Below are 24,358 nucleotides of genomic sequence, written 5' to 3'. Positions count from 1 at the left end.
CCTGCCTGATGAGATTTCTGAATGAATTCATTATAACCAAACCGAACCTTATTAAAAAGCAGTGATTGCTTAAGAATTTTCTGAGAAATGAGGAGTTGCGGGTAATCAGATGTCATCAGCTGTTGATGACTGAATCAAGATTGAGAATGAAAACATAGAAAAACATATGCCGACGGCATGGGAGGTTGACACATGTACTGTGAGAAATGCGGAAAAGAACGAATCGATGATGCCAGGTTCTGCGAACAATGCGGAACGCAGTTTCTACCTGAGGAGATAACAGATCCGGGTGAACAGGGACTGGATGCAGAAAAAAAACCAACCCTTCGAGATTTACCGGCTGAAGGGGCAGAACCTGACAGCGAACACGCTGAGAATGAAACAGCAGACTGCTCATCCCACCAAGAAAAATCGATTATTGACAAAGTAGATGCTTCGCAGGAAGGCGTCGAGGAAATGCAATGGATCTATGAATATTCCTTTTGGAAGAATCCGACGATCCTTATTACCACTGCCAAAGTGATGCTGCTGGGGCTTCTGGCACCGACGCTTCTGATGTTCCTGCTGACTCTTGAAGAAGGTCTGGGTGAAGCTTTGCAGGTTACGGGCACGATTCTGAGCTATGGCTTACTATTGCTGGCGGGTCTTTTAGCGCTGGGGTATGTGCTCGTGGGAGTGATTTATGGAAAGTATATTGTACTGTTTAAAATGAATAGTCAGGGAATCGATCACATCCAGCTTCAAAAACAGGTCAAGCGAGCACAGGCTTTAGGGCTCCTGACTGCACTTGCCGGAATGGCCAGCGGCAATCTCTCAGCAGCCGGAGCGGGACTGTTAGCGGCTTCGCGGCATAACCTCCATACCAGGTTCAATAAAATAAAGTCGATAAAGGCCGTTCGGTCTCGCAATACGATTTTTCTCAATGAAGCCCTGACCAAAAATCAGATTTATCCGGAACAAGGTGAGTTTGATCAGGTGCTTGATTTCATCATCAAACATGCCCCGAAAAATGTACGGATCAGCGGCCGGTAATTTAGCAGGACATGCGTAAAAGTTCGACTCAAACAGGAAAAATGCAAGACAGCCAGTTTTTCCATCCGACCGAAGAGCCGATCTTCAGTCTTATGTTGGCTTTCCCTCCATGGAAATGTCATGGATTTAGCTGGACGAATTATGAAACCTCCATGCCTTCTGATTCAGGTCGTCATTTGTCAGATTCCGGTGATCCCGGAACTACCGGCATCCATATGATTGCTGATGGGATGCAGACATAATGCAGGATCCTCAGGACCACTTGTAAAGAATAAAAGTTGTTGCTCATCTCCACATCGGAGTGAGCAACAACTTTTTCATTAAGGCATTGGTTCAAAGTGTTGTATTTGACATAAGCTACTTCAACTTCTGACTGGTCTGAAAGAAATCAGCCCACTCCTGAATGGTATCAGTGTATTCCTGCCAGTTGCGGATCGTCACGGTGGCGGGATCAAATTGATCCAGATCAGCCCATCCGATGGGCCAGGAAATGGGGGCTCCCTTGCGGGCGCGAAGTGAAAAGATACTAACCGAAGTGGCACTGCGTCCGTTGCGAACCCAGTCCACATAGATTCTGTCTTTGCGTTTGTCTTTTCGCATATTGGCTGTATACCGATCGGGCCACCTTGCCTCCATTCCTTGTGCCATCAGTTTGGCAAAAGCTCGAACAGCTTCCCAGTCAGCGGAAGGAACCAAAGGAATGACAATATGGTAGCCTTTTCCGCCGCTGGTTTTCAGATAAGCCTGAAGATTCATCTCATCCAGCAGTGTTTTCAGATCTCGAACGCCTTGTCGAACCTTCTCCGCTCCCAGGCCTTCCGCCGGATCCAGATCAAACACCAGCCAGTCCGGTTGTTCCAAGTGGTCCAGTTGCGAACCCCAGCCATGAAATTCCAGCGCACCCATCTGGACTGCGCCCATCAGGCTGGTCGTGTCGTTCATGATCATGACCTGGGTTTCGTCCCCGTCATTATCCGGTACAGTGACGGTATCCATCCCCGGGATCGGGTGAGTCTGATGCTTTTGAAAGAAGCAATCTTCGCCAATCTGCTCGGGACAGCGGATCAAAGTCATGGGGCGGCTGATCAGATAGGGCAGGATATATTCCCTGACGGACCAGTAATAGTCGGCAACATCCTGTTTGGTAATCTGATCCTCGGGAAACAGGACCTTATCCGGCGAGGATAATGTGACGCCGTCATACTCAACTGAATCACTATTTCGGGAAGCTGATGCACTGCCTGCTGCAGCCGCTTCTTTATTCTTTGGTCTTGAAGCCCTCAGGGATTCTTTGGATTGAGACTTGTGAGAGGAGTCTTTGGACTGAGACACGTCAGAGGAGTCTTTGGACTGAGACACGTCAGAGGATTCCCTGGATCCGAGTGGATTTTTCGGAGCAGATGAGCTGACCGGTCTGCTTTTGGTATTTCTCTTAGAAGGAGGTTCTGGTAAATCACGTTCCATCACTGGTTCACTCACCGTCTCGTCAGGCGTTACCTGACTTGCCGCTTTATCCAGCCGCAGCCCCTTATAGGAAGCCTGACGGAGCAGACCATCATCGGTCAACTCTGCAAACTGGATGTCAGCGACCAGTTCGGGCTTCAGGAAATAAAAATATTCACCCGTTCGAGATTCCGGCGTGTTGGTGAACGGCGATGTTTTCCGCTGCAGATGGCGAAATTGAGCCAGGAGTTCCTGAGTGTTTTTGTGATGAAAGCCCGTTCCGGCACGACCGCTGTATATGAGCTGGTCTTTCTGGTAATAGCCCAGCAGAAGGGAAGAAATCCCGGAAGTGTTTTTGTCAGATACTGTATAGCCACCGATGACAAATTCACGTCGATTGGTACATTTGACCTTGAGCCAGTCCATGCTTCGGGTTCCTCGATAAAGGGAGGCTTTCTTCTTGGAAATTATGCCTTCCAGTGCTTCATCACAGGCTTGACCAAACACTTTGGATCCACCCTCCGTGTGATAACTGTAGTGAATTCCCTCCGGCGCGTTTTTCAGGAGTGTTTCCAGTCGGCTTTTCCTTTCTAGAAGGGGAATCCCGCGCAAATCCTCACTGCCCTGAGCTAACAGATCAAATACCACGTAATCCAGCGACTTGCTTCCAGGAGTCTTGAAGTAGGACTGCAGGGCCTGGAAATCACTTTTTCCTTTTGAATCAAAGACCACCAGCTCACCATCCAGAATCAGATTGTCCGGCGCCCACCCTGCCAGTGCTTCGGTAAGCTCCGGAGCTTTCTTCGACCAGTCCAGGCCATTGCGAGTGAGCAGGCGGGCGGTTCTGTTTTCGATCACCGCCAGAATGCGATACCCGTCGAATTTCAGTTCATGAATCCACTCTGACCCTTGAGGCACTTTCTTTGTCAAAACAGCCAGCATCGGTTTCACTTCATGAAACGGCAGGGAATGAAGGGGAGTTTGTTCGGATATTTCTCTGTCCATTTCCTTGTCCTTGTCCTTGTCCTTGTCTATCTCCATGTCCTTGCTCTGGTCTTTCTGATCGGAAGCCTTGGCGTCATTCGAGGTTGTCGAGTCTGATGCTGCTTTCAGCTTCGCTGACTTATGATTCTTTGTAACCTCTTTTTCGGTAGTGGTCTGCTTCTCGTTGGATCTCGCGGCGGATGCCGTTTTTTCTTTTGATGTCTTGTTATCATTCGTCGGTTTTTTCTTTTTAGGTGCAGCTGACTGATCAGCTTTCGATTTTGTCTTGGTGCTGTCTTTTGGCTGTTTTGCCTCCGGTTTTGGATTTTTCCCGGTTCCCTCTGCCGACAAACCTTTTGTCGCAGGAGAGGGAGTGACAGACGGATCCTGGGCGGCGATTTCCTCAAGAGTTCGGCCGGATCTGACGGAGGTAAGGAGGGAGGTAACTCCGTCTTCTGTTTGAACGTAGCTGTCCTTCTCTTTGATTAACAGCCAGTTTTTATCTTCTTCACCAGCCCTGGGTTTCATCCGAATCAGCGTCCACCGACCTTTGAGGCGATTGCCTTCCAGGGTAAATTTCAAGGATCCCTTTTGCAGGTCATCCATTGGATTTCCTTCCGGAATCCAGTATCCTTCATCAAAGAGCTGAACGGTTCCGCCGCCATACTCGCCTTCGGGAATGGTCCCTTCAAAATGGCGGTATTCCAACGGATGATCTTCCACCATGACAGCCAGCCGCTTGTCCCTGGGATTATAGCTGGGTCCCTTAGGGACTGCCCAGGACCAGAGCACACCATCATATTCCAGCCGAAAATCGTAATGAAGCCTGCTGGCGTCATGTCGCTGGACAACAAATCGCAAGGTACTGTCGGTAGAAGCCGTTTTTCCTTCCGGTTCACTGGTTCGGGCAAAATCCCGTTTTCGATTGTATTCTTCCAATTTCGCCATTAGGATGACTTCCTTTTCCGGGGAGCGGCTTTTTCATCGGACTTGCCTGAGGATTTTGAGGTCTTCGATTTATCCCCCGGAGCAGCCTTGTCGGCTGGATCGCTCCGTTTCCGGGATTTTGTTTCGATGCTTTTCTTCAGCAGGTCCATAATGTCCACCACCTTGGAGGGGGTGACTTCTTCTTCCTCGGGTTCCTCCGGCAGGTCTTTGCCTTTCAGTTTTGCCTTGGCTTCAATCCGCTTCATCAGGGCAGATGTGTATTCATCCTGGAATTCCTCCGGATTCCAGGAGGCAGTCAGCCCATCAATCAGCGAGATTGCCAGATCCATTTCCTTATCGGTTATTTTTTCGCCCTCCGGAAGATTCAAGGTTTCCGTAGTCCGGATTTCGTCAGAATAACGCAGCAGGTTTAAAACCAGAGCATCACCAACGGGCAGTATTGCTCCCATACTCTGCTTGGTGCGAATCGTTACCCGTCCGATGGCGACTTTGCCGGATTCCTTCATGGCATCGCGCAGCAGACTGTAAGGTTTCTCGCCGCCTTTGACAGGAGCCACATAATACGGCTTTTCCAGATACATGGGATTCAGCTCTTTGGCCTCAATGAACTGTTCAATTTCAATGGTTTTGCTGGCCTTGGGGTCAGCTTTTTCGAAATCCTCATCGGTGACGACCACATAGCTGCCATCCTCAAATTCGTACATTTTGACGATATTTTCCCAGGGTACTTCTTTCCCTGTTTCTGCATTGATTCGTTGATATTTGATTCGGGCGTGGTCCCGCTGGTCAATCATATTGAAATTCAGCTCTGTCCGTTCTTCCGCGCTAAGCAGCTGGACAGGAATATTTACCAGTCCAAAGGAAATGGCGCCTTTCCAGATTGGCTTCATACTGATTCCTCCTGTTCATGAAAATCTAAGATCAGTTTACAAGGTGGTGATGTCCCAGCTCTGAACACGATGTAAATCTTTCATTATCATGAATAATCTCCGGTGAATTCATCGCGTCCACCAGCAGATCTCCACTTGGACACCGGACGGGACCTCCGTCCATGAACAAAGGCAGTCAGAAATCCACAGAAGATTACTGACTGCCTTTTTGCCTTTATTCAGTTCGTCTGCTGGATTCGGGACAGCTGACATCAAAGCGGTATCGGCTTGAACTCGCCTGGAACCAGGACGTTCGGATCAAATCGGGTCTCTAGTCCAACGCTTCTTCCATCGGACCTTCCGCAGGGTCGGGAAGCTGCATCACGACTGCCAGTTCCTGTTCGGACAGAACGGGGCCAGACAGCACTCGACCTCTGGGCACGTACATTGCGTCTTTGATCTCCGTAAAGTGACCGGATGCATCCGTCTTCAACCGCACGATGATGTGATCAAACTCCAGATCCAGCTCATCCCATTCCGAGGGTTTGACAATGCGCACGTCCGCTGGATAGTTTTTTAAAACCATCAGATTGAGATCCTGGAGATTCTGGCGGGACAGTGAGGTGGTACTGGCGCCACCGTCAAAGTGAAATACCGACAATGGTTCGATGATGTGGCGGACCTGATCGATTGATAAATGGAGTTCTCCGTTCAATGGGATAATGAAGCGGTTATAGGCCGGGAGGTCTGTAAACCCTGATTCTCGGGACTCCACAATGGCTGTACTGACGCGGTATAGGAAATTACGACGGCCATATTCTGCTCCGGGGGGATAAATCAGGATTTCCCGTGTTACTCCGCCGGACCAGGCTGTAGTTTTAAACTGTTCTGGTTTTAATACTTGGATTTCCATATTCATTCCTCCGAAATCTTGGGTTTGCTCGCGGATCAAGGGAATGTGCCCCATGATGACGGGACACTTGTAACTGCTGTGTCAGATCCTCCTCCAACGGCGGTTGAACCACTTGGCTGCAGTTCGGTTTACCCTTCCAGGCTTGAGATGAAGTTCACCAGGCGATCCGCAAACTGCTCTTCGTCTTCACCTTCGATATCCAGAACCAGGGCGGATCCTTTTCTCATTCCGAGTGACATAATTGAAATAATGCTTTTCAGGTTTCCCCTCTTGTTGTTGTGGGTGACGTCCACGGTGCCCTTGAAGCTTTTGACAAAATTGACTACGGCCGCGGCAGGGCGTGCATGAATTCCTGACTCATTCACAACGATAACTTCTCTTTGGACCAAAATGCTCCTCCTTGCTCGAACGCTTTATGTTAAATTCAGAATAAAGCAAAAGAAAATGAAGTTCAAGGATTTTCACTCCGATCCCAAAATTACCTGGACGGATCAAGGAATTGTGCCGAACGGTGCGGTTTCATGCACTTCTCAGACGTTGTCGGTATGCTATAATTAATCCATCCAATGAGCTTGCGTCCCTTGGCGGTTGCCGCACCGGTCGCAGTCCTTTATGAATCATACACTGGAACAGTCGAGCTTTCGAGCAATTGAGCTGTGAACAATGGAACGGCAATCCTTGGACAAGTAAATAAACAAAAGAAAAATGGAGGGGAATCTATGAAAATCATGAGTGCCGGCCCCACATCGATCGCGGAACGGGTGCAACAGGCCTTAGTGCGCGATTTTACCAATACGGATCTGGACCGGAATTACCCGGAAATTCAACATGAGGCTGAACGAAAGGTTTCCAGTCTGCTGAACACAAAAGCCGCCACCTTCCTGATGCTGGCTGAACCCATGGCCGGTCTTGATGGTGCGTGTGCGTCCTTTGTGGAACCTGGCAGCCGCGCCCTGTGTCTGGTCAATGGTCCGTTCTCACAATTTTTGGCCGATTTCGTCAAGCTATATGGGGGAGATCCGGTCTGCTGGAACCTGAATCAGAGGACTGGGGTTGACCTGGAAGAGCTGAAATCGTACCTCGAATCCGACCATGATTTCCAGCTTGCAACACTGGTTCATTGTGAAACGCCCACCGGTGTCAGTCAGGATATTCATGCCATCGGCGCCTTGTTAAGATCCTACGGAATTATGACGATTGTCGATTCCGTTTCCGGACTGGGCGGAGAAGCCATCGACTTTGATCGCTCCCAGATCGACTGTCTGATCAGCGGCTCCCAAAAGTGCCTGTCTGCGCCCGTTGGACTGACTACGATCACTTTATCAGAACGTGCCACGCAATTTCTGATCAACCGACAAAGCCCGGTCCGCACCTACTACACGAATTTTAGGACCTACCTTCTGGAAGAAGAATTTGAATTTCCCTATACTCAAAGCGGGAATCTGGTCTATGCCCTGAGTGAAGCCCTTGATATGACTCTGTCTCATGATTATGCCGCTCATCATGCCAGCTATGCTCAAAGAACCCGCCGGGCCATCGAGATGGCCGGTCTGGAGATCTTCGCCCAAAAGAACCGTTCGAACACCGTGACGGCAATTCTGCTGCCCGATGGAGTCGATGGAGACCGGATTTTGGATCGGATGCAGGATCACGGCTATATTTTATCTGGCGGTCTGAATCAGTGGCATGGTCATATTGTCCGAATTGCCCATATGGGCAATAATATTGCCGAAGAAAGTGAATTCATAAAAATGCTGGCGCAGCTTAGTGTCATACTCCGGGAGGAGGGAGTCTCTTTATCTATCGATCTGGATGAGGCATTCCGTCAATCCGGACAAGAGTTATAATCGCGGCTGCCCGTATCAATGCAAGAAAGGAAGAAACTGATGGTAAATCACCCCAATCAACTGTTCAAACGAAACAGGTTCTGGCTTTTGAGTCTGATGATGCTTCTGCTTCTGACCTCCTGTCAGAAAACCACCCAGTTCAGCTATGATCCGAAGGCGGATCCCATCCAGCAAGTGGAGCAAACCATGAACGATCTCAAGATCGACTATAATCCTCCGGTAGAACGAATGGTTATCGTTGCTGCAGCCTTAAAGGATGGCGTTGGATTTCTCCAGGAACATCATCTCTATGATTTCTCGAACATTAACCTGCAAACCTCCCCCGGTGGTAAAATCATCATTTCTGTCCCGCAGGATCCCAGTCAGAAAGGTTCCTGGAAGCTGGTGAAGAATGTGAACCAGACATCGTCCCGGCCCTTTCTCCCGGAAGTATTCAAATCTCTGCCAGGTGTTCAGTATGATCGGCTGAATTTTCTGCTTGAACCAACCTTGAACTCGGATACCACCTTTGTGTTCGAGGATGAAGTCGGCAACCGAAAAATGACCTTCCGGGTTAACATCAGCGGCCTGGACTAAAACGCTGAAGAAGGATCGGCTGAAGATGACGTACAATCATTCTTGAAAGCATACCCTGTATTCAACAGCCCCTGCAAATCAAATTATTTGATTTGCAGGGGCTTATTGGGTTCCTGCGCAAATGCAAAAGAGGGTAATTTCATGACCAGGCACTCTTCTTTCAGTGTTTCAATGGCATTTTCTTGAAGTGGATTTTGAAAGGCATCTTAAAAAAAGACATCTAAAGAAAGTCATCCGAAGGCGGATTCTGGGTTGAACTCTGAAGGCGTCTTCTGGCATGACATCTCTGGAAGTGGAGTCTGCTGAAGTGGAGTCTGCTGGTAGGAGTGACTGTTGAACCATTCGATTTAACCGTTTGAAACAACCGAAAGTATAAGGGAATGACCGATCTGCCCGACTTGATTATAAAAATATAGCTATATAGTTGACATAATAAAAGTGAAATGATAAAATAGTACAGTCAAGTATTCTGTTTTAATTTCATTGAATCTCCCGGGGAAATAAGAAATTAAGATTTACTCTTCAACCCAGGATCTCGTGAATTTATATCCATGAGGGAAACAGACAGAATCAAAAATAATGTGTTCCATAGCTGAGATTTTTTGAAAAAAATCGTGAGAAGAAGGGAAGGGGTCATTTGAGTGTAATCGGAGCTAAATTGAAAGAGGTTCTCATGTCTGTAGCTCCCATCGTGGGAATTGTCCTGCTGCTGAATTTTACGTTAGTGCCCTTGGAAGGGGGCGTATTGATGCGGTTTTTAGTCGGCGCGGTGCTGATCATCCTGGGACTGACTATTTTTCTGTTTGGTGTGGATGTCGGAATTACTCCGATAGGCGAAAGACTAGGTTCCAGTCTGGCAAGATCAAATAAACTGTGGCTCCTGATTACAGGGGGACTGGTTCTCGGCTTTTTCATTTCCATTGCGGAGCCTGATCTGCATATTCTGGCGGATCAGGTGGACCTGGTTACGAGCGGAACCATCTCAAAACTATCAATACTCATTGTAGTATCCGTCGGAATCGCGGTGATGCTGACCTCTGGATTAGTTCGTATCGTCTATAACTTTCCATTGTACCGGCTGTTGACCGGTGTGTATGGGATTATTTTTGTTCTTGCCGTGTTCATGTCACCGGAATTTCTGGCCATTTCCTTTGATGCTTCCGGTGCAACCACGGGAGCTCTCACCGTTCCGTTCATGCTGGGTCTGGCATTGGGTGTTTCACGCCTGAAAAAAGACAGCAAAGCATCCGAAAAAGACAGCTTTGGACTCGTTGGGATAGCATCCACCGGTGCGATCTTGGGGGTCATGGTCATGAGTCTGCTGTTTCAGGTGCGCGAGGCATCCGGTGAAGTGGAGATCGGGACTTCTGTCAGTGGCCCGTTCTATGCAATCTTTCTTGAGAAACTGCCCCTGATTTCAAAAGAAATAGCCTTAGCCCTGGTGCCGGTTCTGCTTATTTTTGTCTTCATGCAGAAAGTATCCTTTCGGATGCACACTTCCGCCTTTCGTAAAATTCTGTTTGGCCTGGTGTTTACATTTATCGGACTGGTCCTGTTCATGCTCGGCGTAAACGGAGGCTTTATGGAAGTGGGGAGAGTCGCAGGATTCGAACTGGCTTCCCTCGATAACCGATTCTATATCATCGGAACCGCCTTTGTGCTTGGTATGGTAACAATCCTGGCGGAGCCTGCTGTCTATGTCCTGACGCATCAGATCGAAGAGGTAACCAGCGGATATGTCCGCCGCAACATCGTCATGGTAACATTAGCCATTGGCGTTGCGCTGGCAGTCGCTCTGTCGATTGTTCGGATCTTGATTCCCCAGGTGCAGCTGTGGCATTATTTACTTCCAGGTTATGTACTGTCGATCATCCTGTCCTATCTTTCGCCCAAGCTGTTCGTTGGCATTGCCTTCGACTCTGGGGGAGTCGCTTCCGGTCCCATGACGGCCACATTCATTCTGGCTTTTGCTCAGGGAGCCGCCCAGGCAGTGCCGGGAGCCAATGTCATGGTCGATGGATTCGGGCTGATTGCCATGGTGGCCATGACGCCCATTGTGGCACTTCAAATTTTGGGCATCATCTTTAAAATCAAGTCGAAGAAGGAGGCGGTGAATAATGCTTCATGATGTTCCGGGCTTGCGCACCGAACTGATGCACATTATTGTCAATGACGGAGAAGGGGAACGGATTCTCAAGTTTGCCCGCGGTCACGGCGTAAAAGGCGGTACCATTGCGCTTGGACGTGGTACTGCCAACAGTCGGATTCTTGATTTCATCGGCTGGGGTGATGTCCGCAAAGACATCGTCTACCTGGTAGCGGAAGAGGACCTGGCCAACAAAATTCTGGCTGAAATGGATGTCCATTTTCAGTTTCATAAACCAAACCACGGCATTGCGTTCACCACCACAGTATGCGAAGTCGTAGGAAGCAGGAATATTGCCTGTGACAGCAGAGAAGGAGATGAGCTTTTGGATTCAGCAAAGTATCATGTAATTAATGTCATCGTCGACAAAGGCAAAGCCGAGGATGTCATTGCGGCCGCGGAACAGGCCGGATCAAAAGGCGGAACCGTCATCAATGCAAGGGGTGCCGGCGTTCATGAAATCAGCCGGGTGTTCTCCATGGATATTGAACCCGAAAAAGAAGTGGTTCTGATTCTGTCAAGAGTCGAGAGGACGGATCAGATCGTGGATCATATCCGAAAGGAGCTGAAAATTGATGAGCCGGGCAATGGGATCATATTTCTGCAAACCGTAAACCGGGCATATGGTGTTCCTGAGGGAACAGAGGATTCGAACGTCCTCTGATCGCGAAGGACCTGACACAGCTAAAAGTCCTGATTGAAGGCAGGTTCTGACTCTTTTTCTTTGAAATGAGTTTCAGAAGTGAGAAATAACGAGGAAAAAGTGACTGACATGTTGTCAGTCACTTTTTTTGAGAAAATTTAGGGTCAATCACAAAAACTGTGGGATTTTCCCAAGTTGACATGGAGCCTCTGTCGGCGTGGTTCCGCCAGCCTTGCCGCTAGGCTGCATAAATGCTGGGCTAGTCGGTCAGTCAGGCTACCACGTCGACCTCTCCGTGTAAACAGGGAAAATCATAATCCCACATAAAAAGTGATTGAGCCAAAATTTAAGCAAAGTAATTTTTGCCTGAGAACTATTCACGTTATAGAATAATTAAAACAGTGATGCTTTTCAGACATTAATTCCGAACAGGAGGTGCAAATGCTATATTTTGAGAATCAAAGCAGAGATCCCTTCTTTAATCAGGCGCTGGAAGAGTATGTTTTTGAGCAGATAAAAGATGAAGTTCTGCTGCTTTGGCGTAATGAGCCCACGTTAGTCTGCGGAAGGTACCAGAATATATTTGCCGAAGTTGACATCCAGGAAGCGCAGCGGCAGGGAGTACGGCTCGTCCGGCGCATGACCGGCGGCGGAACCGTCTTCCATGATCCGGGAAACATCAATTATGCCATCATCCGCCATCATCCCAATCAGATAATAACCTATGATGCTTTTCTGGAACCAATGATACATGTTTTACAATCCATGGGAGTCCCGGCCGAGCTGATTCCCGGGAACGGTCTGGGCATCGGCGGCAAAAAAATATCAGGAAGCGCTCAGTGCTGCTCCGGTCATCGGACGCTCCACCATGGAACGCTTCTCTATGATACGGATATGAACCGGCTGGCCCAACTGGCCAATGGACACCGCAGATATTTTTCTTCCAGGGGAACGCCATCCGTCCCCTGGCTCGTGACCAATATTCAGAAGTACCTTGCTGGGGATCAACCCGTCGAAACGTTTCAAGAACAGCTGCTGGCGGCTCTGAAACAGCATTTTTCAGTCACAGAAGCAGTCTTGATGCCGCAGGAGCAGAGGATCATTCAACAGCTGGCCAAAGAAAAGTATGAGAATTGGGAATGGACCTTTGGCCGGAATCCTGGTTATGGCTTTAGCCGGAACCTGCAAATTCAGGGACAAGATATCCTGGCAGAATATGAGGCGAAGAATGGCCGCATTGCGCGCTGGCAGTCGCCGGACCCTGACAGGCTGGCTCAGCGGCTGGAAGGAAGCAGGCTCCATCCGGCTGATTTGCTCAAAGCGTTGGACGGTACCGGATACGAGGAACTCGTCCCCTGGATGATCTGATTGGCAGAACCTTGACCGTTCTGCAATTCCGATCAGTCCGTTCGGATCCATGAGAAGGAATCTGACCAGGATTGTTCGATCAGTCGTGATGACACTTAAAAATACAACTCAAATTCACTGGAGGATTTCATGATGAAAAAGCAATTAACGATGCCCCGGCTAAGACCTGAAATGACGAAAGGGGTTCTGGCTGCCTGGCTGAAAGAACCTGGGGAAGCCTTTGTCAAGGGAGAGCCGATTTTTGAGGTTGAGACCGATAAGGTTGTGAATCAGATTGAAGCTGATTGGGATGGGACAATGAAGAGTCAGCTGGTGGAAGAAGGCGATGAAGTTCAGGTGGGCGATATCCTGGCAGAGGTCGAGTAGCCATGCAGCGAAAAAAACCGGAGTGGCTGAAGGTATCTTTTAACAATGAGGCTGTGGAAGAAGTTGCCTTGCTGATGCACGATATGAAGCTCAATACTGTCTGCAAGGAAGCGAATTGTCCCAATTTGGGCGAATGCTATTCAAAGAAAACGGCCACCTTTATGATTATGGGCAGTCAGTGCACCAGAAACTGTCGATTTTGCAACGTTACCTCCGGCAAGCCTCACCTACTGGATCCAGATGAACCGCTGCATCTGGCAGAAGCGGTGGAACGACTGGGACTGGAGCATGTCGTGATTACCCAGGTAACCAGGGTGACCTGCCGGACGGGGGAGCGGCTCATATGGCTGAAACAGTTCGTCAGGTCAAGAAACGCTGTCCCGGCGTTACCACCGAAGTCTTGATTTCAGATCTGCTGGGAAATCGGGAAGCCTTGGCCGTCCTATTGGATTCCAAACCGGATGTATTAAACCATAATGTGGAAATGGCTGCCCGTCTGTATCCGCAGATCAGGCCACAGGCTAAGTACCAGAGATCTCTTCAGATCCTGGCTGACAGCAAAGCCATCGCACCTCATATTCTGACGAAAACCGGTTTTATGATTGGTCTGGGTGAAACCGATCTGGAAATCAGCGAACTGATGAAGGATGTCCGTTCAACCGGCTGTGATATTCTGACAATCAGTCAATACCTTCAGCCTTCCGCGGAGCACTGGCCGCTGGATCGCTTTGTCGAACCCGCCGGATTTGACCGGTTGAAAGCGGAAGCGATGGCGATGGGCTTCCGGTATGTCGCTTCCAGCCCGCTGGTTCGATCCTCCTATCGGGCTCAGGAAGCCCTGGTTTGCGCAAAGCAGGAAAGCAGGATCAGCGAATGATATATGTGGAAACCGGCTCGACCGATGTATACTTTAATTTTGCGACAGAATATTACTTTGCCAGTGAAAAAAAACTGGAGGATACTGTCTTTCTGTTCTGGCGGACGGAGCCAACCCTGATGATCGGGAAATACCAGAATACTTTCGAAGAGATCGATCTGGAGTATGCCAGAGAGAAGGAGATCCAGGTAGTGAGACGCCTGAGCGGCGGCGGAACCATCTATACCGATCTGGGGGGATGGCAGTTCAGCTTTATTGATTATAGGCAGGGGAATGACATCCAGTTTCAGGATTATATCAAACCGGTAATTGAAGCGCTGCACGAACTGAATGTTCCTTGTGAATTCAACGGGCGCAATGACCTTGTAATCAAAGGACGTAAATTTTCAGGCAATGCCCAGTTCAAGTTGAATGGATGTACCGTTCACCATGGTTCCACGCTGTTTTCGACAAATATTGAGGAAATGGTTCGGAGTACGCAGGTTGACCCTCACAAGATTCTGTCAAAGAGCATCAAATCGGTTCGTGACCGGGTCACCAACATTCAGGATCACCTGGACTTTGCTATGGAACCGGAAGTGTTTAAACAGCATATGGTGAAGTACATGATGAACGGGAGTACCAGTACCTACGAACTTTCCGGGGAGGAACGCCGGCAGATCCAGCAGCTGGCTGATGAGAAATTTCGCTCGGACGCTTTTCGTTTCGGAGCCAATCCCAAGTTTACTTTGACCAGGACAGGGCGGTTCGCCGGCGGTAAAATTACCATTCAGCTGGAATTTGAAAAAAGCCGGATCAGGCATGCAAAGCTCTGCGGTGATTTTTTTGGAAATGAACAAGTGGAACGGCTGGAACAGGTAATGACAGGGATGCCGCTGGAGCGAGAAGCTCTGCTGGATGCCATGCGAACTAATGCACTGGAAGGATCAATATACGGCATTACGGTGGAGGAAATTGTCGAGACAATATTGTCATAGTCAAGGACTGAGGGCGATCGGCGAAAGTCAGTACAGGCCATGATCTCTCCATGATGGATTGTACGATGAAAGATTTAATAGTCATTGGATCATTTAATGAGAGTATATGAATAAAGAAGATCCGGCATCGCCGAATCTTCTTTATTTTTACCTGAATCCTGAAAGATCGACTATAATGAAGAAAAGATCGTATCAAATACAAGGAGTGGACACGATGGATCGTAAAATCACTGTCAAAGGAACAGGCCAGGTTAGCAGAAAACCGGATCAGGTGATTCTTGATCTCATGCTCGAATCTTTGGATCTAAGTTATCAGGAAGCCATGAACCAGGCAGCTGTTTCCGTGGATCAACTGAAAAATACACTGAAAAATGAGGGGTTCGAACCGGATCAGCTAAAGACTACTACGTTCGATGTCACCACCCAATACCGGTCCGAACGGGACAGCAGGGATAATTATATTCAGATTTTTGAAGGTTACCGGATCTCACATGGCTTGCAGCTTGAATTTGACTGGGAACAGGAACGCCTTACCACTGTTTTGAGCGCAGTAGCCCAAAGCAGAACAAATCGCCATCTGGATATCCGGTTTTCCATCAAAGACCGCAATGCCGTCATTGATGAAGTTTTAATCCAGGCAGCCCAGAATGCCAGATCCAAGGCTCTGGTACTGGCTCGAGCGTCCGGTGTGGAATTGGGAGAACTGATAGAAATTGACTATACCTGGAGTGATATCCACTTCTATTCCAATACAACCTACATGGCCAAGCAAGAAATGCTTATGGACCGGGCTATGGCTCCTTCCATCGAACCTCAGGACATCTCGGTTTCGGATTCTGCCGAGTTTATCTGGGAAATCAAAGGGTAGGCTCAGGACCCCATCCAGGACTCAAGCAGGGTTCAACCAGTAGTTCAATCAAACGTGAAGTCAGGAATCATTATGATTAGGGACTGAGACTGACTACTCGTATTCCCGCTGAAAAGGCAGAAGCATCCGGGTTCAAGAATGTAACATGGTGTCCATCCGGACAGTTCCAGGCACATTTGGAACGAAACATCTATTTAACAGGGAATTTTCAATAGGGAATCTTCAATAAGAAAGTTTAAATAGTGAAGTTGAATTAGAAAATCATCAATAGTTACTCTAGGAGGACGTATGGAAATCACCTACTATGTGGCAGATCCTGCAGGGAATATGACAGGGTTGGTTCAGACCGTTCTGCCCAGGTCAATGTATCGCGACATCTCAACATTTCTACTGGAAAACAATGATCATCAGCTGGAACAGATCGGTTTCATGGAAGAGTGTGCCGATTGCGCCGGTCATTTGGAAATGATGGGGGGCGAATTTTGTGGGAATGCCGCTCGAAGCTTTGGCTTGTTTACAGTCTCCCGGACAGACTCCGGAGCGGAAAAGAATGGCGCGAAGAAAGTCGGGATCCGAATCTCGGGAGCAGCCGATGTGCTGGAGGTAATGGCTGATCCGACTGAGCAGACTGCACAGATTCAGATGCCGGCCATTCGATCCATGGACTTGGTGGAGACCAGCAGCTACGGTCGGATTCCTCTGGTAATGATGGAGGGAATCTCTCATGCACTGGTCATTGACAAAGCCATCGATAAACCGGCGGCCGAAGCTCTGATTCGGGAACTGGCACAGCACTGTGACAGTGATGCCATTGGCATCATGTACTATGATTCCGCGGAAAACTTCATGACCCCACTGGTATGGGTAAAATCCACAGATACCTATATCTGGGAGTCATCCTGCGGCTCAGGCAGCTGTGCATTGGCTTCCTGGCTGAAACAAGCTGATCCTGGGGAGTGGAGGATCCAATTCAACGAACCCGGTGGAATTCTGGCTGTTTCAGGGACGGCGGATAATAAACTGTTTCTGGGCGGACCAGTAAAGCTGACAGGACCATTCCGGGCGGAGCTGCCAAAGGAGTTTGAAGTTTAAAGAAGGAATCACATCATTGGGAGCCTGCTTCAGGAAATTCGTGAAACCAAACAGTTTTGTAAATAGTTGAGCAAACATCTGCTCTCACGGAACAGGAGTCAGGCTCATTCCATACACATCGGCCATCTGACCAAGGCACGCGGGGATTCGGAAGTGTCTTCTGATCCAGCGAATGAAAGGAGTATAAAAAATGAAAATGCCAGTTTTGTTTGTCGGACACGGATCTCCGATGAACGCGGTCAATGATAATCCCTTCAAGGAGGAATGGATTCGCCTGGGAAGCCAACTGAAGCCGAAAGCGATCCTGTGTGTGTCTGCCCACTGGTATACCAAAGGTACAAGAATCAATCCAAAAGAAACTCCGGAGCAAATCTATGATATGTACGGCTTTCCACCCGAACTGTATCAAGTCAGATATCCAGCACCGGGATCTCCGGTGCTGGCTGAGCGGGTGAAAGAACTGTTGGGCGACACGGTCAGTTTCAACGAGGACTGGGGAATCGATCATGGAACCTGGTCGGTGCTGAAATGGATGTTCCCCCATGCGGATATCCCCATTGTGCAGTTATCCATTGACGGAACGCAGACGGGATCATTCCATCTTGGCCTTGGTCATGAACTGGCACCGCTGAGAGATGAAGGGATACTCATCATCGGCAGCGGAAACATCGTTCACAATCTGCGCCGCATTGACTGGAACTCCACAGGCGGGTACGATTGGGCGTACGAATTTGACGGCACAATCAAGGCAATGATCCAGGCAGGGCAGTTTGAACAGATCGCTGATTATAAAGCACTGGGTCCCTCCGCGGTGCTGGCCGTTCCGACGCCGGATCATTTTTATCCCCTGCTCTATGTTTTGGGGGCTGCCGATCACTCCGACGCAGTCCATTGCTTCAACGAGTCCTGTGAACTGGGCTCGATCTCAATGACTGGATATCTGATCGGATAACAGGGAGCCGCTCAAGGCGAACGGCTTCCCTTGAATTGAACCAGACCGGAGAGACAATCTTTACGGGGACAATAAAAAAAGTCATCCTGATCTCACCGTCCGCCGGACGGGAAGCATTCACTGCTTGGTTCAGGATGACTTTTTATTTTGACTCATGACCTATAATCCGATGGGGATCTTTTTGGATTTTTCGAATCTACTCGGCCGCTGGGAGAACCGTCAGGTCCTTGCTGATTTCGTTGAGCACCTCGCAGCCGTGCTCCGTGATCAGTACGAGATCCTCAATTCGTACACCGAATTTTCCAGGAAGATAGATTCCGGGTTCAATGGAGAAAATCATCCCAGGTTTGAGAAGATGATCGTTGATCCCGGAGACATCCTCCGGCTCATGAACATCAATACCGATGCCGTGACCGGTGCGGTGCGTGAAGTAGGGGCCGTAGCCTTGAGCTGTAATAAAATCTCGGGCTGCCCGATCCACATCGGAAAATCGATTGCCGGGTCTGGCCTGGGCAATGGCACGTTCATTCGCCTGCCGGACAATTTCATAAACTCGGCTGGCTTCTTCGGGAACTTCCCGGAAGAAATAGGTTCTGGTCATATCAGAGCTGTAGGAATCTTTTTTACAGCCAATATCGAAAATGACAGTATCTCCGGGCTGAATCACCGAGTCATCCGTTTCGTGGTGAGGATCTGCTCCGTTTGCCCCGAAGGCGACAATCGGAGTGAAAGAGGGGCCGTCGCACCCAAGCTCCGCATAAATCTCCATGAGTCTTCTGGCAAGCTGCTTTTCCGTTACGCCATCTGTGACTTCCTCGGCCAGCAGATGCATGGCACTGTCGTTCAGATTGGAGGCGGCGTGCATGGCTACCTGCTCGGAAGGGTCTTTTAACAGCCGGGCACCATCGGCGATGGGCGAGGCAACAATGTATCGGGCAGCCGGATATAGTGACATCAAAGGAAGCAGGAAACGAGCCGGCCAGGTTTTGTCCACGGCAATGACTTCTCCGTCCAGTGCGCCAGCCAGGCGGGACAGATAATCATCCGTATCCTTATACCATACAACCGGAAGGCCAACATCTTCGGGCAAAGGGAACAGTTCGTTGTTGAACAGCATAGTATCGCCCCTGCGCGAGATCAGCAGAACCAGCAGACGTTCGCCGGGTGAGAACCATCTGCCCGTAAGATAAAAGATCGTGGATGGATCCGATATGATCAGCTGATCGGCACCATACTCTTCCATTAAATGACAAATGGCATCAAATCTAGTTGGATGATTCATAGAAGTCTCCTTTATGTGAATGAATGAAAATCATATTCATTATAACAGGAACTTGGATTCCCAAGCACCTCCTTCCATTGGTGATAGGCAAAATCGAAGCATTGGTGTAAGATAAAAATGAAAAATGACGATAGGGGGAGACATATGCAAGTAGATGTCAATTTCCTCGGTGAGCCCAGGCTTTGGGTGGAACAGAAGGAAAAAACATTGGGAAAGAACAAGTTGGAGGCACTACTGTTCTATCTTCTGTTTCAGGAGGAGGTCGACCGCGATGAAGTAGCGTCAGTTTTTTGGCCGATGCATGATTCGAATAAAGGGAAATCTTCTCTTCGAAACAGTCTCTATGAAATTCGTCAGATTCTGGGATTCGATCTGTTCAGCGCTTCAACACGGGATAAGATCCTGCTGGACAGGAATATTCTGCTGTTCAAGGACGTGGATGAACTGGTGGAAGCCCATGCGAAAGGTGAATATAGAGATTATCCATCCCATATCTTCATGCAGAACAAAGACCTGAAAAACAACCCGGTGTATGAATCCTGGTTGCTTTCCATCCGGAACGCTTATCAGAATATTTTGCTGAACAATCTCCGGGCTCAGCTGCTGCGGGTCCAGCAGTCGGGACGCGGTCCGGAGATTGTTGCCATCGCCCGCCAGATTTTGGAAACGGAACCGTATGATGAGGACACGCTGCGGATCTTAATGCAGTACTATGCGGATAATCAGCAGTATAATGACGCAATGGCTGTGTTTAAGCGGATGAAGGATCTCCTGAAGGATGAACTGATGGTCGAGCCCGAGCCTGAAACTTTGAAGCTGGCGGATTTCATTCAATTCCGCAAGGTTCAGACAGAAGTGAATCCGGTGACCGGCTTTCAGAGCTCCCGTCTTTTAATGAATTTAACTCAGGAATACCAAAGCTTTCTGAATGGATCCAGTCTGAGACATGTCGTCATCTTCGGCGAGCCAGGCTCCGGACGGACCGATTTGATTCAGTCCTTCCTGGACCCGTTAAATCTAAAGACTGTTTCGATCCGACTGGACAGCCCGAATCAGAAGATTCCGGAAGGCTTTCTGCTTAAATGGGCAAGAGAATTCCAGGGAAAAGGGCAGGAAGACTTTCGCAAGCTTCTGCTCCATCTGCCGGAGAAACCACTGATCTGCGTGATTGAGAATCTGGAATATATCGATAATAAGAGCCTGATCTATCTGACGGATTTTTTATCATCCAGTCAGAATCGGATCTTTTTCATTCTGGAAGCCACTCGCGAATTTCTCCGACGAAATGACAGCATAGCCCTGCTGGTTCAAAACGACAATTTGAGTCAGATCGAAGTTCCGTTATTGTCACGGGCGGAACTGCATCATTATCTTCAAAGCTGCGTGGAGAAGGATAATCGCGTCTGGAGTGAAGATCGCTTTGAAGAGGTTTATGAACACAGTCAGGGAAACCTGCTGCTGGCCAGAGAATATTTGAACCCCACCGGCCAGGCGGAGCGACTGTTTCTGCGGCTTACTGCCGGACTTTCCGAAGAGGAGAAGAGCCTGTTGGAGGCTTGCTCCATTTACACCACAGGTTTTACTCCGCAGATGCTAAGAATCCATACCCAGGAACCGGGCTCCCTGATGAAAATATTGCGCAGTCTTTTAATGCGAGGCTTGCTGTCAGAAGAAAACGAACTGCTTCGAATTAAGTACCCCCCACTGCAAAAGTGGCTGTATGATCAGCTTCCAGGCTTTTATCGAACACATCTTCATGAACTGGCTGCGGGAAATACGGCCGGACTGAATCTGTCGCGCCGACAGGAATCGCAGTATCAGGCTATGCATTGGAAAATGGCCCGGCATACGGGAAAATTTCTGTATCACCATCTGCGCGAAGTCGAGCAAACCTTGAACCTGTTCGATCAGATGTACCCCACCGACATTGAACCGGATGATCTGCCGGAACATTTCCACCAAAACAGCCGTCAGTATGATGATCAGCTGAAAACGCTGGTGCAGCAGGTGAATGAATATTGCGAGTCTTCCAGCGGGCCCGATGCCGTTAAAATGGAATTGATTTCCAATTACCTGATGGGCCGGCACTTAATCGCCGGTGGAAAAAGGGAAGACGGAATTAAACTGATCCATGAGGTGATTCGCCGCTCCAAGTTTGCCAATGATCCGGAATACCTGTTGAAAGGGTACATCGAAGTGGTTCATTATGGCATTCAAAAAGATGATATGGACCTGATGGGGCGCTATATCAAACTGGCGGAAGAACTGAACGAGCGGATGGAATGGGGGACGGATCAGAGGAAGCGTGCAGAAGTTCTTCGCTTGTCCGGGCTGTATGAATACAATATCGGCAATCTGGAAGCGGGTCTGGAAAAATTGATCCAGGCAGATGATATTCTGAAACAGTCCTGGTATCGGAAAACCGGTTTCCTTGCCAGAGCCGGTACACTGAATTACATCGGACATATCCGCAAAACCTTGGGTGATCTGTCAGGGGCAGATGCCGCTTATCAGGAATCGATTGGTCTGGTGAACGGGAAACTCCATAAGTGTCTGGATATTCTCTACGCGGATTATGGACGATTCCTGTGGGAGAACAACCGAATTGATGAAGCCGACGGGATTCTCGAAAAAGCACTGACTGAATACCAGATCCTGGGAACTCATTGGAAACGGCCGGCGACGGAAGCGATTCTCGGATTAATTGCCGTCTCGCGCAAAGACAGCCGGAAAGCCAGAACCCATCTCGTCAACGCTCAGATTTTTCACAGAGCAGATCATCGGAAGGGAGAAGAGGAACTGATTCGCCAATTGTCCCATGCCGTACGCGTTCGTCAGAAAAACTGACGATGTTAAGGAAATAACAATAAACTTGTTAAAAAATTATGGATTTTACGGTGTAAATGTTTAAGAAGCTTCCTGAAAAATGACGCAAAAATGATGATAATCCTTTACAATGATGGTGAATGAACAAAATTCTCCCGGAAACGGGCAAAAACTGAAGGAGGAACCCATGAATCTGAGCAACGATCAAATCAAGAATGCGATGACCATTCGTCTGGATGATGCGTTACCGGAATATCCCGTATTCAAAGAAGGGATCCGGCGTGCACCCAAGCGGACAGTCAACCTGTCAAAAGCGGACAAGCTGCTGGCGGTGAAGAATGCGCTGCGCTACATTCCGGAACAGCATCATGAGGCAATGGCCAAGGAATTTTATCAGGAACTGGAAGAAAAGGGGAAAATCTACGGCTATCGCTACATGCCAAAGGAGGCTTTGTACGGAAAGTCCATCGATGAGTACAAATCCAACTGTATTGAAGGAAAAGCCTTCCAGGTCATGATTGACAATAACCTTGACTTTGAAGTGGCACTCTACCCGTATGAACTGGTAACCTACGGAGAAACAGGTTCTGTTTGCCAGAACTGGATGCAGTATCAGCTGATCAAGAAATATCTGGAACAGCTCGATGAAAATAAAACCCTGGTTCTCTACTCGGGACACCCGGTCGGACTGTTCCATAGCCGCCCGGAAGCACCCAGAGTCATTATTACCAACGGTCTCATGATCGGAATGTACGATGATCTGGAAAACTACAACCGGGCACAGGCGCTTGGCGTAGCGAACTATGGACAGATGACTGCCGGAGGCTGGATGTATATCGGACCTCAGGGAATCGTCCATGGAACCTACAACACGCTGCTTAACGCCGGACGTCTGGTGCTTGGCATTCCCAATGAAGGCAACCTTGCTGGCAAGCTGTTCATCACCTCCGGTCTGGGAGGAATGAGTGGTGCTCAGGGAAAAGCCGTTGAGATCGCCGGTGGAGTAGGTATTATTGCAGAAGTTGATGCTTCCCGGATCACAACCCGTCATAGTCAGGGTTGGGTCGGACAGGTTGTGGAGACACCCGAAGAAGCCTTCCAGGTCGCCTATGCCGCGATGGAAGCCAAAGAACCCAAATCCATCGCTTTCCATGGAAACATTGTAGATCTGCTGTATTATGCCATTGATAAGAACATCGGCATTGACCTGCTCAGTGACCAGACTTCCTGCCATGAACCCTACACCGGAGGTTACTGCCCGTCAGGAATAACTTTTGAAGAACGCACCAGACTGCTGGCTGAGGATCCTGAGAAATTCCATGGGCTGGTAGATGAGACGCTGAAGAAACATTATGAGGCAATCAAAACTCTGACTGCCCGCGGAACGTATTTCTTCGACTATGGCAACTCCTTCATGAAAGCAATCTACGATGCAGGCGTCATGGAAATTTCAAAGAATGGAATTGACGACAAAGACGGCTTTATCTGGCCATCCTATGTGGAAGATATTCTTGGACCCCGACTGTTTGACTTTGGATATGGCCCCTTCCGCTGGGTGTGTCTCTCCGGCAAGCCGGAAGATCTCAGAAAAACGGATATGGCCGCCATGGAAGTCATTGATCCGGATCGCCGCTATCAGGATCGCGACAATTGGGTCTGGATCCGCGATGCGGAGAAGAACAAGCTGGTTGTCGGCACCCAGGCTCGGATTCTCTACTCCGATGCTCTTGGCCGCCGGGATATCGCCTTGAAGTTCAATGAAATGGTACGCAATGGTGAAATCGGACCGGTTATGCTCGGCCGCGACCACCACGATACCGGTGGAACGGATTCGCCATTCCGCGAAACATCCAATATCAAGGATGGATCGAACATCATGGCTGACCAGGCAACACAGATCTTTGCCGGAAACGCTGCGCGCGGCATGAGCCTGATCGCATTGCATAACGGGGGAGGAGTCGGAATCGGAAAATCAATCAACGGCGGCTTTGGCTGCGTACTGGATGGTTCAGCCCGAATCGACGAAGTATTGAAATCCGCTATGCCATGGGACGTAATGGGTGGTGTGGCAAGACGTGCCTGGGCACGCAATGAAAACGCCATGACCACGTCCATGGAATACAATGAGATCATGGCAGGCCACGACCACATCACGCTGCCTTACCTTGTCAATGAAAAGGTTGAGCAGCAGATTCAGGAGCTGATCCAGGAATAAGCAGACCTCCGAATGAAGAGCGCCGGCCCGTTACACCCGGTGCTCTCCATCCGGCTATCAGAACCTGCATTGCAGCAAGATCCAAATGACATCCGGTTTTTACATCAAAAGAAAAAAACGACCACAGACCTTAT

General features: G+C 49.0%; 21 protein-coding genes. 16 read left to right on the top strand and 5 right to left on the bottom strand.

The window, feature by feature from the left end; all coding sequences use genetic code 11:
* Window positions 1-192: 192 nt before the first annotated feature.
* Both P6M73_RS10490 and P6M73_RS10485 read left to right on the top strand, forming a co-directional pair.
* On the top strand, window positions 193-1,032 hold the full coding sequence (locus P6M73_RS10490; protein ID WP_277853008.1) for a zinc ribbon domain-containing protein: 840 nt from the start codon (window positions 193-195) through the stop codon (window positions 1,030-1,032).
* Window positions 1,033-1,043: 11 nt separating this feature from the next.
* Window positions 1,044-1,274 carry a hypothetical protein gene (locus P6M73_RS10485; protein ID WP_277853007.1) on the top strand — a complete coding sequence of 77 codons (231 nt, stop codon included), beginning with the start codon at window positions 1,044-1,046 and terminating at the stop codon, window positions 1,272-1,274.
* 115 nt (window positions 1,275-1,389) lie between these two features.
* Here the strand turns inward: P6M73_RS10485 and ligD are convergent, their stop codons facing one another.
* The 4 genes from ligD to P6M73_RS10465 form a co-directional block, all read right to left on the bottom strand.
* Entirely contained in the window at window positions 1,390-4,407 is a 3,018-nt protein-coding gene (gene ligD, locus P6M73_RS10480) for a non-homologous end-joining DNA ligase (protein WP_277853006.1), read from the bottom strand.
* Window positions 4,407-5,297, bottom strand: coding sequence for a non-homologous end joining protein Ku (ku, locus tag P6M73_RS10475; protein WP_277853005.1), 891 nt, complete (start codon window positions 5,295-5,297; stop codon window positions 4,407-4,409). Before ku ends, ligD begins: the two co-directional genes overlap by 1 nt.
* A 310-nt stretch (window positions 5,298-5,607) precedes the next feature.
* The gene (locus P6M73_RS10470) at window positions 5,608-6,189 is read right to left on the bottom strand and encodes a HutD family protein (protein WP_277853004.1); all 582 of its coding nucleotides are present in this window, start codon (window positions 6,187-6,189) and stop codon (window positions 5,608-5,610) included.
* 128 nt (window positions 6,190-6,317) lie between these two features.
* The gene (locus P6M73_RS10465) at window positions 6,318-6,578 is read right to left on the bottom strand and encodes an HPr family phosphocarrier protein (protein WP_277853003.1); all 261 of its coding nucleotides are present in this window, start codon (window positions 6,576-6,578) and stop codon (window positions 6,318-6,320) included.
* A 330-nt stretch (window positions 6,579-6,908) separates the two neighbouring features.
* On the opposite strand from P6M73_RS10465, the gene P6M73_RS10460 reads away from it, so the two are divergent.
* The 12 genes from P6M73_RS10460 (at window position 6,909) to ygiD (ending at window position 17,901) form a co-directional block, all read left to right on the top strand.
* A complete protein-coding gene (locus P6M73_RS10460; RefSeq protein WP_277853002.1) occupies window positions 6,909-8,036 on the top strand; it encodes a pyridoxal-phosphate-dependent aminotransferase family protein in 1,128 nt (375 codons plus the stop codon).
* Between the two features lie 39 nt (window positions 8,037-8,075).
* Entirely contained in the window at window positions 8,076-8,612 is a 537-nt protein-coding gene (locus P6M73_RS10455) for a hypothetical protein (RefSeq protein WP_277853001.1), read from the top strand.
* A 637-nt stretch (window positions 8,613-9,249) separates the two neighbouring features.
* Window positions 9,250-10,740, top strand: a complete 1,491-nt coding sequence (locus tag P6M73_RS10450) for a DUF1538 domain-containing protein (protein WP_277853000.1) — start codon at window positions 9,250-9,252, stop codon at window positions 10,738-10,740.
* On the top strand, window positions 10,730-11,422 hold the full coding sequence (locus P6M73_RS10445; RefSeq protein WP_277852999.1) for a P-II family nitrogen regulator: 693 nt from the start codon (window positions 10,730-10,732) through the stop codon (window positions 11,420-11,422). The genes P6M73_RS10450 and P6M73_RS10445 overlap by 11 nt, the downstream gene beginning before the upstream one ends.
* 420 nt (window positions 11,423-11,842) lie before the next feature.
* Window positions 11,843-12,769, top strand: a complete 927-nt coding sequence (locus tag P6M73_RS10440; protein ID WP_277852998.1) for a lipoate--protein ligase family protein — start codon at window positions 11,843-11,845, stop codon at window positions 12,767-12,769.
* Window positions 12,770-12,898: 129 nt separating this feature from the next.
* Complete coding sequence (locus P6M73_RS10435) at window positions 12,899-13,135, top strand: lipoyl domain-containing protein (protein ID WP_277852997.1); 237 nt, start codon at window positions 12,899-12,901, stop codon at window positions 13,133-13,135.
* Between the two features lie 2 nt (window positions 13,136-13,137).
* Window positions 13,138-13,539, top strand: a complete 402-nt coding sequence (locus tag P6M73_RS16850) for a radical SAM protein (protein ID WP_347276273.1) — start codon at window positions 13,138-13,140, stop codon at window positions 13,537-13,539.
* Window positions 13,479-14,012, top strand: coding sequence for a lipoyl synthase (locus P6M73_RS16845; RefSeq protein WP_347276272.1), 534 nt, complete (start codon window positions 13,479-13,481; stop codon window positions 14,010-14,012). Before P6M73_RS16850 ends, P6M73_RS16845 begins: the two co-directional genes overlap by 61 nt.
* A complete protein-coding gene (lplA, locus tag P6M73_RS10425) occupies window positions 14,009-14,989 on the top strand; it encodes a lipoate--protein ligase (protein ID WP_277852996.1) in 981 nt (326 codons plus the stop codon). The genes P6M73_RS16845 and lplA overlap by 4 nt, the downstream gene beginning before the upstream one ends.
* 214 nt (window positions 14,990-15,203) lie before the next feature.
* Window positions 15,204-15,857 carry an SIMPL domain-containing protein gene (locus P6M73_RS10420; RefSeq protein WP_277852995.1) on the top strand — a complete coding sequence of 218 codons (654 nt, stop codon included), beginning with the start codon at window positions 15,204-15,206 and terminating at the stop codon, window positions 15,855-15,857.
* Window positions 15,858-16,145: 288 nt separating this feature from the next.
* Window positions 16,146-16,949, top strand: coding sequence for a histidine racemase CntK family protein (locus tag P6M73_RS10415; protein ID WP_277852994.1), 804 nt, complete (start codon window positions 16,146-16,148; stop codon window positions 16,947-16,949).
* 190 nt (window positions 16,950-17,139) lie between these two features.
* Window positions 17,140-17,901, top strand: coding sequence for a 4,5-DOPA-extradiol-dioxygenase (ygiD, locus tag P6M73_RS10410; RefSeq protein ID WP_277852993.1), 762 nt, complete (start codon window positions 17,140-17,142; stop codon window positions 17,899-17,901).
* A 196-nt stretch (window positions 17,902-18,097) separates the two neighbouring features.
* Here the strand turns inward: ygiD and P6M73_RS10405 are convergent, their stop codons facing one another.
* A complete protein-coding gene (locus tag P6M73_RS10405; protein WP_277852992.1) occupies window positions 18,098-19,183 on the bottom strand; it encodes a M24 family metallopeptidase in 1,086 nt (361 codons plus the stop codon).
* Window positions 19,184-19,327: 144 nt separating this feature from the next.
* On the opposite strand from P6M73_RS10405, the gene P6M73_RS10400 reads away from it, so the two are divergent.
* Both P6M73_RS10400 and hutU read left to right on the top strand, forming a co-directional pair.
* A complete protein-coding gene (locus tag P6M73_RS10400; protein WP_277852991.1) occupies window positions 19,328-22,030 on the top strand; it encodes a BTAD domain-containing putative transcriptional regulator in 2,703 nt (900 codons plus the stop codon).
* Window positions 22,031-22,196: 166 nt separating this feature from the next.
* A complete protein-coding gene (gene hutU / locus P6M73_RS10395) occupies window positions 22,197-24,224 on the top strand; it encodes a urocanate hydratase (protein ID WP_277852990.1) in 2,028 nt (675 codons plus the stop codon).
* Window positions 24,225-24,358: the final 134 nt, after the last annotated feature.

This window comes from Anaerococcoides asporogena (genome assembly GCF_029590275.1).
Classification (GTDB): Bacteria; Bacillota; Clostridia; order Clostridiales; family Clostridiaceae; genus JG1575.
This window is presented reverse-complemented; position numbering and strand designations above follow the sequence as displayed.